11 protein-coding genes and 1 pseudogene are annotated in these 14,149 nt (G+C 39.5%); 8 read left to right on the top strand and 4 right to left on the bottom strand.

Annotated elements, in window-relative coordinates; translation table 11 throughout:
- Positions 1–84 precede the first annotated feature (84 nt).
- Both betB and betI read right to left on the bottom strand, forming a co-directional pair.
- The gene (gene betB / locus F936_RS14705; RefSeq protein ID WP_004641706.1) at positions 85–1,557 is read right to left on the bottom strand and encodes a betaine-aldehyde dehydrogenase; all 1,473 of its coding nucleotides are present in this window, start codon (positions 1,555–1,557) and stop codon (positions 85–87) included.
- Positions 1,550–2,173, bottom strand: a complete 624-nt coding sequence (betI, locus tag F936_RS14700) for a transcriptional regulator BetI (RefSeq protein ID WP_003653164.1) — start codon at positions 2,171–2,173, stop codon at positions 1,550–1,552. Before betI ends, betB begins: the two co-directional genes overlap by 8 nt.
- A gap of 265 nt (positions 2,174–2,438) precedes the next feature.
- Here betI and F936_RS14695 point away from each other — a divergent pair, with 265 nt between their 5' ends.
- From F936_RS14695 to F936_RS14680, 4 genes are all read left to right on the top strand, one after another.
- Positions 2,439–4,061 (top strand): BCCT family transporter, encoded by a 1,623-nt coding sequence (locus tag F936_RS14695; RefSeq protein WP_005048487.1) that lies wholly within the window; start codon positions 2,439–2,441, stop codon positions 4,059–4,061.
- A gap of 122 nt (positions 4,062–4,183) precedes the next feature.
- A complete protein-coding gene (locus F936_RS14690) occupies positions 4,184–6,250 on the top strand; it encodes a choline transporter (protein WP_005048485.1) in 2,067 nt (688 codons plus the stop codon).
- An 11-nt stretch (positions 6,251–6,261) separates the two neighbouring features.
- On the top strand, positions 6,262–6,876 hold the full coding sequence (locus tag F936_RS14685; protein ID WP_003653161.1) for a MarC family protein: 615 nt from the start codon (positions 6,262–6,264) through the stop codon (positions 6,874–6,876).
- Between the two features lie 252 nt (positions 6,877–7,128).
- Positions 7,129–7,644: an acyl-CoA thioesterase gene (locus F936_RS14680; protein ID WP_003653152.1), complete on the top strand. Its 516-nt coding sequence runs from the start codon at positions 7,129–7,131 to the stop codon at positions 7,642–7,644.
- A 114-nt stretch (positions 7,645–7,758) separates the two neighbouring features.
- Here F936_RS14680 and F936_RS14675 read toward each other — a convergent pair whose 3' ends face one another.
- Positions 7,759–7,959, bottom strand: coding sequence for a hypothetical protein (locus tag F936_RS14675; RefSeq protein ID WP_003653151.1), 201 nt, complete (start codon positions 7,957–7,959; stop codon positions 7,759–7,761).
- A gap of 495 nt (positions 7,960–8,454) precedes the next feature.
- Here F936_RS14675 and F936_RS14670 point away from each other — a divergent pair, with 495 nt between their 5' ends.
- Entirely contained in the window at positions 8,455–9,453 is a 999-nt protein-coding gene (locus F936_RS14670) for a CobW family GTP-binding protein (RefSeq protein ID WP_004641709.1), read from the top strand.
- 44 nt (positions 9,454–9,497) lie between these two features.
- On the opposite strand, the gene dctA is transcribed toward F936_RS14670, so the two are convergent.
- Positions 9,498–10,760, bottom strand: coding sequence for a C4-dicarboxylate transporter DctA (gene dctA / locus F936_RS14665; protein WP_003653149.1), 1,263 nt, complete (start codon positions 10,758–10,760; stop codon positions 9,498–9,500).
- A 187-nt stretch (positions 10,761–10,947) separates the two neighbouring features.
- On the opposite strand from dctA, the gene F936_RS14660 reads away from it, so the two are divergent.
- The 3 genes and pseudogenes from F936_RS14660 to pgaB all read left to right on the top strand — a co-directional run bounded on the left by F936_RS14660 (position 10,948) and on the right by pgaB (position 14,143).
- Positions 10,948–11,478, top strand: a complete 531-nt coding sequence (locus tag F936_RS14660; protein WP_003653147.1) for a YaeQ family protein — start codon at positions 10,948–10,950, stop codon at positions 11,476–11,478.
- Between the two features lie 87 nt (positions 11,479–11,565).
- Complete coding sequence (locus F936_RS14655) at positions 11,566–11,904, top strand: FKBP-type peptidyl-prolyl cis-trans isomerase (RefSeq protein WP_002117532.1); 339 nt, start codon at positions 11,566–11,568, stop codon at positions 11,902–11,904.
- A gap of 244 nt (positions 11,905–12,148) precedes the next feature.
- A pseudogene (gene pgaB / locus F936_RS14650) lies at positions 12,149–14,143 on the top strand (poly-beta-1,6-N-acetyl-D-glucosamine N-deacetylase PgaB).
- Positions 14,144–14,149: the final 6 nt, after the last annotated feature.

The following is a 14,149-nucleotide window of genomic DNA, read 5'->3' as shown; positions in this document are numbered from 1 at the left end:
TTTTACTAACAGTTTGCCTGAGCAATCTATAAAGATTGCTCTGCATATGTGATTTAGGTTGAAGTGTTTAAGGCAATTGATGCATTAAAAAATGCTTTGATAATCGCCAAGTTCAACTTGAATAGATTTGATACGGGTATAGTGCCCAAGCGTGGTTAGGCCATTTTCACGGCCCACGCCAGATTGCTTGTAGCCACCCACTGGCATCTCTGCAGGCGACTCGCCCCAAGTATTAATCCAGCAAATACCAGCTTCAATTTGGTGAATAATGCGATGAGCGCGGCTAATGTCTTGAGTGACCACGCCGGCAGCTAAACCAAAGGTGGTGTCGTTAGCACGACGAATCACTTCTTCTTCAGTCTCGTAGCTTAAGATGCTCATGACTGGTCCAAAAATTTCTTCTTGAACAATTGCCATCTGGTCATTACAGTCGCTAAATACCGTCGGTAGTACATAAGCACCTTTAGCAAGGTCACCTTCTGTTGCACGTCCACCACCAATTAAGACTTTAGCGCCTTGTTGTTTACCTGACTCAATGAAAGACAACACTTTTTCCATGTGAGGGAAGCTGGTGAGTGGCCCGAAGTTGGTTTCTTCAGCCATTGGGTCACCAATGCGAATACGTTTTACACGCTCTACAACAGCTTTTTCAAAATCGGCTAAAAGAGATTTTGGAACAAATACACGCGTACCATTGGTACAAACTTGGCCTGAACTAAAGAAGTTTGCCATGACAGCAATATCAGCTGCGCGATTAAGGTCGGCATCTTCACAAATAATCAGTGGAGACTTACCACCAAGTTCCATGGTGACTTCTTTTAGCGTAGAACCAGCCGCGCTTGCCATGACTTTTTTGCCAGTTTCAACGCCACCTGTAAATGAGATTTTCTCAATTACTGGATGTTCAGTGAGCCACTGACCAATTTCACGACCTGGCCCTTGAACTACGTTGAATACGCCGTCTGGTAAGCCAGCTTCTGTATAGATTTCTGCAAGTTTGAATGCAGTAAGAGGGGTAGTTTCACTAGGTTTGAAAATCATGGCATTGCCGGCTGCAAGGGCAGGGGCAGATTTCCATAAAGCGATTTGAATTGGATAGTTCCAGGCACCAATACCTGCAACCACGCCTAAAGGTTCACGGCGTGTATAAAAGAAACTTGATTCGCGAAGCGGAACTTGTTCACCCTGAATGGCTGTTGCAAGTCCTGCATAATATTCGAGTACATCTGCACCAGTCACAATGTCGACGGTAGATGTTTCGCTGTAGGCTTTACCAGTGTCGAGTGTTTCAAGACGGGCAAGTTCATCATTACGGTCACGCAAAATGTCGACTGCGCGACGTAAAATACGAGAGCGTTCCATGGCCGTCATGGCAGCCCAGATTTTTTGTCCTTGTTGTGCACTTTGTACAGCAGCTTCAATATCTTGTTCAGATGCTTGCTGAAGAGTTGCGATCGTCTCGCCGTTGGCAGGGTTAATACTATTAAATGTTTTACCACTGGTTGCTTTAACGTAGCGTCCATGGATATACAGTTGTTGAACTTGTACATCACTCATTTTGTCTCTCCTGCAAAGGCTTGTTCGCAAATTGAACTTGCGTTTGTACATAATCGTAAGCAATGGAACGAGCAAGGTTGCTGTCAAATTCGTTATGACGGCTTAAACTGCCTCGTAACCATAATCCATCAATCAATGCTGCCAACCCTCTAGCGGCAACACTGGCCTGTTGCTCATTCATTAACTTGAGAAAATAAAATTTCAAGTTGGAGTACAGGCGTTGATCATTAATCTTTTGCAAGCGGCTTAAGTCTGGTACATGCATACTCGCTGACCAAAAGTCTAACCAGACCCGCATTGCTTTTTCATTGACCTGACTAATGTCAAAGTTAGAGTCGATAATCGCCTTAATCTGGCTCTCTGGATGCGAATCTGCTTCTGCTCTGTACTGTTCGGTTTTATGACGCAGAACATTCAGCATTTCTTGCATACAGGTATTGATCAACCCTTGTTTGTCGCCAAAGTAATGGCTGACAATGCCGGTCGACAGCTCGGCTTTTTTTGCAATTTGTGCAATGGTGGTATTGGATAACCCCACTTCATAAATTACGTCGAGTGCAGCGTTCATAATTTCTTCACGTCGCACGTGCTCTGGTTTTACTCTGCGTTTTGTCATGTTTTTCCACATCAGCACTTTTAGTGGTGCTTTAAATTCAGCATGTTAACTTGCAGAGCATCATAGCACTTTTTTTATCATACTTGTTATTGATTGAACGTTCAATCAATAACAAGTATGATATGTAAAAATCAATGAATTTTTGAAGATTGCCTCTAGGAATAAAGAGGTAAAATCGAAGATTCTTAAAGATAGGATGATGCGCATAAGTACCGTACTTATCTCGTTATTTTGAGAAAATACACCGATTGCAAGGAGCAATAAGATGGTGTTGAAAAGTGATAGATATTCTTCAGACCATATTCGGTTAAATCGTTTTGTATTTTGGAGTTCGGCCATCAGTATTGGCATTTTTGGCCTACTTTTTGTGCTGTTTCCAGAAAAAAGTCAGTTTTGGTTGACCTATATACAAGAGCAAGTAAATCACTTTTTCGGGTGGTATTACATGCTGGTGATTGTGCTGTGTTTGGGCTTTGTGGCTTGGCTCGCTTTTTCAAAAGTAGGGCAGATTCCTTTAGGAAAAGACGACGACAAACCTGAGTTTAGTTATTTGGCTTGGACTTCAATGTTGTTCTCGGCAGGGATTGGTATTGCCTTACTTTACTATGGTGTTGCCGAACCTGTTGATCACTTTTTGAGACCACCAGAAGGTGAGGCCGGAACCATTCAAGCTGCCCGAAATGCCATGACCTATAGCTTTTTGCATTGGGGGATTCATGGCTGGGTACTCTATGCATTGCTTGGAGTCACTCTAGGTTACTTCGCTTTTAGACAAGACCTGCCCTTAGCATTACGTTCGGCGCTTTATCCAATTTTTGGAGAGCGTGTTCATGGCTTGGTGGGAGATTTTGTTGATGGTTTTGGAATTTTAGCAACGGTTATTTCCTTGGTCACCAATTTAGGAATTGGTGCTTTGGTACTCGTATCTGGCATTTGCTATTTACTTCCTCAAATTCCTGATAACTCTGTGACCTTAATTACTGCCGTTCTGGTCATGATGTTTGTTGCCACAATTACGACAGTGGTCGGCATCGAAAAAGGTCTGGCATGGTTATCTCGTATTAATTTACGTCTACTGTATGCCTTACTTTTATTCGTATTTTTAACGGGCCCTACAAATCATTTATTAAATGGTCTTGTGCAAAATACGGGTGATTATCTAAGCAATTTTATTGGTAAAAGCTTTGATATGTATTTATACAACCAAAAAGCCAGTGGCTGGTTAGGTTCGTGGACAGTATTCTATTGGGCATGGTGGATTGCTTGGGCGCCTTTTGTAGGGATGTTTATTGCCCGTATTTCAAAAGGACGTACGATTCGGGAAGTTATTCTGGGTGTATGCCTGATTCCATTAGGCTTTACGCTGGCTTGGATCTCGGTTTTTGGAAATACGGCAATTTACTTTATCTTGAACCAAAAACAGAAAGTTTTGGGTGATATGGTCTTAACTGATCCGGCATTATCTTTATTTAAGCTACTCGAATATCTGCCATTTAATCCTTATGTTGCTGGCATTGTTGTTGTAATTTGTTTCGTTTTATTTTTGACACCAGTTGGCTCTGGTACACTAATGATCGCTAATTTGTCCTCAAAAGGGGGCACCAATGATAGTGATTCACCGATCTGGTTACGCGTCTTTTGGTCTGTGGTAATTACCATTGTAAGTATTGGCTTGCTTTTAGCCGGTAGTTTTAACTCCATGCAAAGTGCTGTGGTGTTATGTGGTTTACCATTTTCAGTCATTATTTTGCTTTATATGTTTGGCTTAGCCAAAGCGCTAAAGCAAGATGATTTTGACCCTCAATTAGTGAAAAAACAGTTAGCTGTTTCAAAAGACATTTCAGTCCCATCGAATGGTGACCAGAATAAAGTGACTGAGGTTTTATAACCTCAAACGATCACATCTATATATTATTTTTTTGCGTTTAAAGTCGTCTTTTCATTGTTTTAAATAAGAGTGAAAAGACGAAATTAAATATTTTGTTTTTATTTTTATTCCTTGAGGATTGTATGGCAACAGATAATCCAAGAGCAGTTGATGATTTAACATTATCTAAATCTAAAAAAGACCCGCTCAACCGTGTGGTTTTTTATTTTTCAGCTGTACTTATTTTAATTTTTTCTCTCGTCACGTTTTTGTTCAACGATTTTTCAAACCGAATCATGAACACCGTACTTCAGTGGGTAACCTCAACCTTTGGTTGGTATTACTTGCTTGCCGCAACACTTTACATGGCGTTTGTGATTTTTATTGCCTGTTCAAGATATGGCAATATTAAGCTAGGACCTAAGCATTCAAAACCTGAGTTTAGTTTACTGAGTTGGTCTGCCATGCTGTTTTCGGCCGGTATCGGTATCGATTTAATGTTCTTCTCGGTCGCTGAGCCTTTATCTCATTATATGCAACCGCCAGTAGGTGCAGCTCAGACTTATGAAGCCGCACGCCAAAGTATGGTCTGGACATTGTTCCACTATGGTTTAACTGGTTGGTGTATGTATGCCTTGATTGGCATGTCATTGGGATATTTTAGCTATCGTTATAATCTGCCGCTTACCATTCGCTCTGCACTCTACCCAATTTTTGGTCAAAGAATTAATGGTGTAATTGGGCATAGCGTTGATACAGCTGCCGTTATCGGGACAATTTTTGGTATTGCAACGACCTGCGGGATTGGGGTGGTACAGCTAAATTATGGCCTACATGTGTTATTGGGATTACCAGAAAACATCTGGATGCAATTTGCCCTGATTGCCATCGCGGTTGGTATTAGTATTATTTCGGTGACATCAGGCGTGAATAAAGGCCTGCGGATTTTATCTGAAATCAATATTTATGTTTCGATTGGCCTTTTACTGTTTATCTTGTTCTTGGGAAATACTGAGTTTTTACTCAATGCCCTTGTTCAAAATGTTGGTGACTACTTAAGCCGTTTCCCGTCTTTGGCTTTACAAAGTTTTGCGTTTGAACAACCTAAAGAGTGGATGAGTAGCTGGACCTTGTTCTTCTGGGCATGGTGGATTGCGTGGTCTCCATTTGTAGGACTTTTTCTGGCGCGTATCTCAAGAGGGCGTACCATTCGCGAGTTTGTGTCTGGTACTTTAATTATCCCACTTTTATTTACGATCACGTGGCTCTCTATTTTTGGTAATAGTGCGTTGCACAGCGTTATTTTTGAAGGGAACCAAACCTTAGCTGCTACTGTGTTGGCGAATCCGGCTCATGGTTTTTATGATTTGTTAGCACAATATCCAGGCTTTACGTTTATTGCTTCAATTGCCACTGTAACAGGGCTTTTGTTTTATGTGACTTCTGCCGATTCGGGAGCGCTGGTTCTAGGGAACTTCACCACTAAGTTAACGCATATTGATAATGATGCTCCGCGTTGGTTGAGTGTGTTCTGGGCAATTGCGATTGGTTTGCTCACACTGGCAATGCTGATGACCAACGGGATTACCGCTTTGCAAAATGCAACCATCATTATGGGATTGCCGTTTAGTTTCGTGATGTTCCTTGTCATGGCAGGACTTTATAAGTCTTTAAGGCTTGAAGATTACAGGCAGGCCAGCCGCAGCATGAATGCAGCTCCAGTGGTTGGTAATGTTGATATTTTGAATTGGAAACAGCGTTTAACCCGAGTGATGCATCATCCGGGAACCACTGAAACTCTGCGCATGTTGGACACTGTCTGCCGACCAGCAGTTCAGGCCGTTGCTGATGAACTTATTAAGCAGGGAATGAATGTGGATGTGCAGCAAACGCTACTCGAAGATGAAGATACGCTTTACCATCTCGACTTCACAATTCATTTGGAAGAAGAACAAAACTTCGTTTACCAGATCTGGCCCGTACGCTATAGCGCACCGAATTTCAGTCAACGTGTGAAACGGGGTAAACAGTTCTATTACCGACTTGAAACGTATCTTTATGATGGCTCTCAAGATAACGACCTCGTTGGTTACGGTAAGGAACAGGTTATTAATGACATTTTAGATAAATATGAAAGACATATGACATTCTTACATATTAATCGTATTAGCCCAGGGAACCGACCTTTGTTCCCAGATCCACAAGCTTAAGAGGACAATGCATGGCTTCTCCTTATCTACATTCTTTTGCTTTATTTTTCTCTTTGCTCAATCCATTTTTAATGAGCATTTATATGATTGGCCTAATCCGCCATTCAGAAACAAAGGTGTTTAATAAAGCACTGATTCAGGGAAGCTTGATTGCTTTTGTCGTGTTCATGCTATTTGCATGGGGCGGCGAAACAATTTTTAGTAAATATCTGAATGTACGTTTTGAAGCCTTCCAGATTTTTGGAGGCCTTATCTTTTTGGTCATTGGCTATCGCTATGTTTTTCAGGGTGCCGATACGATTGGTGAAATGCGTGGAGCGCCAGAACATCTGGCTGGCACCATTGCAATGCCCTTTATGATTGGCCCCGGAACTATTAGTGCCGCTGTGGTTACAGGCATTGAAATGTCAATTGGTGAGGCAGCCCTAGTGATTGCCTTCACCTTGTTTTTAACCTGTAGTATTTTGATCTTGATGAAATTTTCGCATGATCATTTACGCTATAAACATGCCAAGCATATTGACCGTTATTTCGATATTGTGGGACGTTTATCTGCTTTATTAATCGGAACGATCGCCATTGATATGATTATTAATGGTGTGACAGGCGTTATTACTAAAGTATAGAGAGTGATCTGTAAGACCCTGCTATGCCATTAAGCGTGGAATAAAATGGCATAGCATGTTCTATAAAACTTTAAAATAAATGATGCGACTATAAAAAATAACTTTAAAAATAATGCTTTAAAAAATTAGATTTTAAAAAACAATCAGAGATATTAAAAAATACAATGCCATGTTGTGGATTTAATCATGTTTTTTTTGTGAATTATCAACCATAATGTTGACTGAGCTTGTTTTAAGACACAGAGTTGAGCTATGCCTACATTAGATGAAATAACCACAGCAACTGATGATCAGTCTGAATTGACGATGTCAGTTTTGATGACGCCTGATATGGCAAATTTTTCAGGTAATGTTCATGGTGGTACGATTCTAAAACTACTAGACCAAGTCGCTTACGCTTGTGCGAGCCGTTATTCGGGTGGCTACGTAGTGACGTTATCTGTAGATAAGGTGAATTTTAAAGAACCTATTTATGTGGGTGAGCTGGTAACCTTCTTGGCAAGTGTTAACCATGTAGGCCGTACTTCAATGGAAGTGGGAATACGTGTTGAAGCCCAAAATATCCAGAAGCGTACAGTGCGCCATACCAATAGCTGTTATTTCACCATGGTTGCTGTTGATGAACAGAGCAAGCCATGTGAAGTGCCTCAATTAAATCTAAATACTGAGTGGAAACGTTGCCGCTTTGAAGCAGCCGAGCACCGTAAGGTTTTACGTCTACAAGAAAATCACAACCCATCTTGTAGTATGTATAAAAAATCTTCTTAAAAAAAAGGATCGAACCGCAGCATGGTTCGATCCTTTTCTTCTTTACTGAAATTCAGCATCCATTTTTCATTTCAGTAAAATTATCTCTGAGCTTGGAGGAGAGTGCTGAGAGAATTAACGAGTTGCAGGTGCAGCTTCAGAAGCAGAACCTACAGCGTCAGTTGCAGCAGTAGCAGTGTTTGCTTGTTCTTGAGTTGAAACAACTACTTTCTCTTCACCAGCAGTGCTCTGCGCTTGTTCATGTTTAGAAGCAGCGAAAGTTGATACTGCAGTTAAAGCTAAAGTTGTTGCAAGTAGAGTCTTAACTAATTTCATGTTATGGCATCCTTAAATTCATTAAAAAAATAAATCAAACCTAATCATTTAAACCTACATGGAATATGTATGGCTGAATAACTAAGCTAGGACACATGCTAAGCCGAGCTTGGAATTACATCAATTAACTTAACAATCTATTACGCCTATCTTAACAATATGAAATATACAGGCCGTTTATGTGCGGAATCTGTAAAATTAAAGGGCTTAAATACACCTTAAAATGTGTAAAAATATTTCTTCTTGAGTGAAAAAAAACCAATTGTGTTACGTAAACCTCACACTGTGGTATGAATTGTGAATGCGTATAAATAGAATATTCCGTTTGATTTGTAATTATTAAAAGTTAATTTAGATTTTGAATGAGAGCTAAGTCTCATTTTTGGTTTGTTAAGTAAAAATTAAAAAATCATCGGCCAAGTTTAAAAATCATTTACATGACAAAAAAGAGTGATATACCTAAAATGTTTTAGACCGTTCTAATTTGAGTGACTCGTGAAATTTATTGCCCAAAAAACTGTTCCTACCCATATTATTTCCGGTTTTTTAGGGGCGGGAAAAACCACGTTATTGCAGCATTTATTAAGTCAGAAGCCGAAAGATGAGGTCTGGGCTGTATTAATGAATGAGTTTGGGCAGATTGGAGTAGATCAACAACTCTTACCTCAAGATGAGGGATATGCAGTCAAAGAATTATTAGGTGGTTGCTTATGTTGTAGCAGTCAATTGCCTATGCATATTGCTTTAGCTCGTCTATTGAGTGAACAAAAACCAGACCGACTCTTTATTGAACCGACTGGACTTGGGCATCCTTCGCAGTTATTGGATCAACTGACTGAGCCGCATTGGCAAAGTAGTTTAGCCATGCGAGCATTAGTCACAGTTGTCGATGGTAGCCGTTTGCATGATACAAACTGGGTAAAGCAAAACCTTTATGAAGATCAGTTAAAAGCTGCCCAAATTGTGGTGGTGTCACATACTGATGTGATGACTTTTGAAGATGATCAGGCACTTGAGTTATTAAAAGAAGAATATCAGCCTTATCAACAAGAGTGGATTACAACTGAACATGGTCAGTTAGCGTTAAATAAAATTGATGTGGCTGCTCGTTTAACCGAACGCTCTATTCAACCTTTACTTAAACTTCAAAAACAAATGACTGAAACTGAGGTCGTGAAAGAAATTCAGCAGTTACCTTATCATTATGTCGAGTCGGCACAAGGTTATATTGTCGCAGGTTGGAAATTGCCTAAACGCTGGAAGTTTGAGTTTTATGCTTTGCTCGATGTGTTATGTGCACAAAAAGACTGGCTGCGAATTAAGGGAATTTTTAATACAGATCAGGGTTGGAAAACCTTTAACTTTAATCCTCAGCAATTTAATTATAAGTCTGGCGAAGAGGGAATTGATAACCGGATTGAAATGATTAGCCAACAAGAACACGATTGGTTGGCATTTGAAACTGATTTATTGAATTGCCGAATTGAAGATTAGAGAACATTGAGAAAAAGATGATTCAATGTTCTCTAGAACGAATTTTAAGGTTTAGTATTTAGCACGGCTTTAGCTTGAGCATGGTCAATATCTTTTTCCCAATGCGCAATGACTACGGCCGCAACACAGTTACCAATCAAGTTGGTGCAGGCACGAATAATGCCAATGAACCAGTCGACTGAAAGTAGAAGTACTAGACCAATCGCAGGGAGGCTTGGAATAACTGAAAGGGTGGCTGCAAGAATAACTAAAGCTGAACCGGGAATACCGTGTGCACCTTTAGAAGTAATGAGTGAAACTAATAAAATAGCCAGCAAGTCATGCGTAGATAAATCAATATTGCAGGCTTGTGCAATAAAAATAACAGCTAGAGTTAAGTAAATTGAAAACCCATCTAGGTTAAAGGAATAACCAGTTGGAATAACCAGTCCTACAGTTGAATCCTTAATTCCCAGATTTCTGAGTTTTTTCATGATTTGGGGTAAGACAGAGTCAGAAGAGGCTGTACCTAAAACAATGGCTAATTCATCTTTAAAATAAGCCACAAATTTGAAGATGTTGAGACCGGCAAGTTTTAAAATTGAACCTAAAACAATAACAACAAATAAAATGCACGTTGCATAAAACAGTAAAACTAAATAGCCCAATTGTAAGAGCGAATCTAAACCAAATTTGGCAGTGGTATAGGCCACTGATCCGAACACACCAATAGGCGCTAAACGAATAATCAGTCCCATAATTTTAAAGAAGACTTCAGAAAAAGCTTCCAAAGCCTGACGTACCAGCTCTGCCAAATGTTTAGGAATTAAAAGTAGCGCTACACCAAATAAAATAGCGATTAATAAAACTTGTAAAATATCGCCGTTTGCAAAAGCAGCTGTGAAGGTTTTTGGAATAATATTGAGCAGAAATTCCGAACCTGTGTGCATTTCATGTGCACGTTCGGTATAGGTACTTAAATCTTTTGCATCTAAATGGCTGATATCGATGTTCATGCCAACACCAGGTTTAAATACATAAGCCACAATAATGCCTAAAACTAAAGCAATACTGGTGACCACTTCAAAATACAGAATGGTTTTTGCACCGACTTTGCCCATTTTTTTGATGTCATTTGCACCATAGATTCCCAGTACAACCACACAAAACACAATTGGTGCAATCAGCATCTTAATTAAAGAAATAAAACCATCACCCAATGGCTTTAAAGATAGGGAGAAATCATGAAAACCAGCTCCAACTGCAACACCAAGAAAGAGAGCACAAAGAACCTGTAAAAATAAACTACGCTTGAGCTTTTGCCACATAAGTCATCAATTTTCGGAAGAGGAGAATATCTCTTTTAAGCAAAAAGCCAGCCAACTCTAGAATAAGTGGAGCGTTTTGGAAGAATATGCAAATTTCACCATCGCGATGTTTTGCATTACTCAGTTTTTTTATAATTTTTAGCTAAAATCGAGTATCCTTAGCGCCAAATTTTGGAACATATTAATCATGGCGCTTAAAGCAACAATTTATAAGGCAGACTTGAATATTGCCAATATGGATGACCATATTTATGGTGATTATCAACTGACGCTTGCCTTGCATCCTTCGGAAACTTTAGAACGTTTAATGGTTCGTTTGATGGCTTTTGCCCGTTTTGCAAGTGATGAGCTTGAGTTTACAAAAGATCTTTTTGAAACTGATGAACCAGCATTATGGCAAAAAGATTTAACGGGTCAATTGGAAACTTGGATTGAAGTCGGTTTGCCATCTGAAGATAAAGTTAAAAAGGCGAGTGCACGCTGTAAAAAAGTTGCGATTGTTGTGTATGGTACACAAGTCGAAGAGTGGTGGAAGAGAAATAGCAAAATTAAAACGTTAAGTAACGTTCAGGTTTGGCAAATTGCACCTGCAAGCACAGCTGAGCTAGAACAACTCTGTGAACGTACCATGCAGCTACAGTTAAATGTTATGGACACAGAATGGACTCTTTTAGGTGATAAGGGGCAAGCAAATGTGGTGTGGAGCCAGTTACAGTAAAATAGAAAAGCACAACAAATTCGACAGATTCAATTGGTACACTAGGCACCAGTTGTAGGTAAAAGATTGAGGTTAAGGGGTAAAACGATGTCAAATGAATTAGAAATTATCGATTTAAAAGTAGGTGAAGGTAAAGAAGCGGTTAAAGGCGCTTTGATTACCACTCACTATACAGGTTGGTTAGAAGACGGTACAAAATTTGACTCTTCAATCGACCGCGGTAATTATTTTGAATGCGTGATTGGAACAGGCCGTGTCATTAAAGGTTGGGACCAAGGCATTATGGGAATGAAAGTTGGCGGTAAACGTAAATTAATCGTGCCTGCTCATTTAGCATATGGTGAGCGTAAAATGGGTAAGATTATTCCAGCCAATTCTAATTTAATTTTTGAAATTGAATTATTCGATGTCAAAACCCGTGACTAGCGAAAAACTTAAAGCCCTTTAGGGGGCTTTCTTGTTTATATGAGCTTTAAATATAAATACATTCATAATTTATATTTTAGCTTTTTGAATATTTAAGCTTATTTTCAGGTTATTTGATTATAAATGCTGACTGAAAAACTGTTCATTTGTGGGCAGGATGATATTAAGACCAAATTTCAGAAAGTTTGCGTCCTAACATCAAATTTCACATAAATAATCTATATTGTTATTGAGACGCTATTTCATGACTATCCGCTTTGCATCTCCTTTGTTGAATCTTACGCTTGGATTAGCCCTTACTGGCATGTCTGGTATGGCATTGGCTAAACCACAAAAAATTGATGCTTCAACACTTACGGTCATTGGCTATCATGAAATTACTGATACAAAAAATGCAATGATTCCTGAGTATGCGGTAACGACTCAACAATTTACATAGCACGTTGAATGGTTGCAAAAGAATGGTTTCCATTTTATTACCGTTGATCAATTAATTCGTGCACATCAAGGCAAATATCAACTGCCGACTAAGCCAGTATTATTGACCGTAGATGATGGTTATCAGTCTTTTTATCAAAATGCATATCCTGTTATTAAAGCAAAAAAGATTCCGGTTGTTTTGGCTGTAGTCGGTTCATGGTTAGAACCAAAAGCTGGTCAAAAAGTTGACTTCTCTGGCGAGGAAATCTCTCGAGATAAGATCTTGAGCTGGAATGAGCTTAAAGAGATGCAAGACAGCGGTTTAGTCGAAATCGCGAATCATAGCTATCATTTGCATCGTGGTATTACAGGAAACCCGCAAGGCAACTCTGAACCTGCTGCGACCACACGTTTTTATGATGTTAAAACACAAACATATGAGAACGATGCACAATATCAGGCACGTATTTATAACGATCTGAAAAAGAATAATGACTTATTAAAAGCGCATGGCTTACGTTCACCACGTATTATGGTGTGGCCATATGGTCGCTATAATATGCAGACTGTTCAAATTGCAAAAAAATTAGGCATGCCAGTGACCATTACGCTTGATGATGGGGCAGACCATGCAAAACAATCTCTACAAAATATGAGCCGTATTTTGGTAGAAGGCGGAATGACAACTGATGATTTAGCTCAGGAAATTAAAAACCGTGAATTAAATTTAACGGATAATAATCGTCCGCAAAAAATCATGCATATTGATCTGGACTATATTTATGATCCAGACCCGAAACAACAAGAGCGTAATTTAGGACACTTGTTAGATCGAATTAATGGCATGGGTGTAAATACAGTTTATTTACAGGCATTTTCAGATCCAGATGCGAATGGTTCTGCTGATATGGTTTATTTCCCAAACCGTCATATTCCAATGCGTGCAGATTTGTTTAACCGTGTTGCATGGCAAATTCAAACGCGTACGCCTGTTAGCCGTATTTATGCATGGATGCCTTTATTGGCGTGGGAATTACCAAAAACTGATCCTGTTTCTAAAGACTTGGTGGTGACTCAGCAGGCAAAAGCTGGTGAACACCTCAATATGGGTTATATCCGTTTAAGTCCATTCTCATCAGAAGCGCGTCAAACGATTCGTGAAATTTATCAAGATTTGGCTAAATCATCTTCGTTTAATGGAATTTTATTCCACGATGACGTCACCTTATCAGACTATGAAGATGCAAGTCCTGATGCTTTAAAAGCTTATGCGAAGCAAGGTTTGCCAACAGATTTAGCAAAAATCCGTGAAAACGATCAAGACTTACAGAAATGGACTGCATATAAGACAAAATATCTAGATGATTTTGCAATGCAGCTCGTTGATGACGTGCGACAATATGAACCTTTCTTGCTCACCGCACGCAATTTATATGCGCAAGTTGCTTTAAAACCATATGCGGAAAATTGGTACTCTCAATCTCTTGAAGAGTCATTAAAGCGTTATGATTTTACAGCTATTATGGCAATGCCTTATATGGAACAAGTTGATAATGCTGATCAATTCTATAAAGATATGGTTGATCGGGTAAAACAATACCCGAATGGCATCAAGAAAACTGTTTTTGAATTACAGGCAACCGACTGGCGTAAAAACGAAAAGGTACCTTCAGCTGAAATGGCAGCAACAATTCATTCTCTTTATCAGCAAGGTGTAATGCATGTCGGATATTACCCAGATGACCCAATTAAAGATCATCCGGATGTTGACGTAATGCATAAAGCATTTGCTGAAAAATCATCTCGTCTTGTGCCGTAGACGAGG

Origin of the sequence: Acinetobacter calcoaceticus DSM 30006 = CIP 81.8, assembly GCF_000368965.1 — a bacterium.
In the GTDB taxonomy this organism is placed as follows: domain Bacteria; phylum Pseudomonadota; class Gammaproteobacteria; order Pseudomonadales; family Moraxellaceae; genus Acinetobacter; species Acinetobacter calcoaceticus.
The sequence above is the reverse complement of the archived record's forward strand: the minus strand, read 5'-3'. Positions and strand labels throughout refer to the sequence as shown.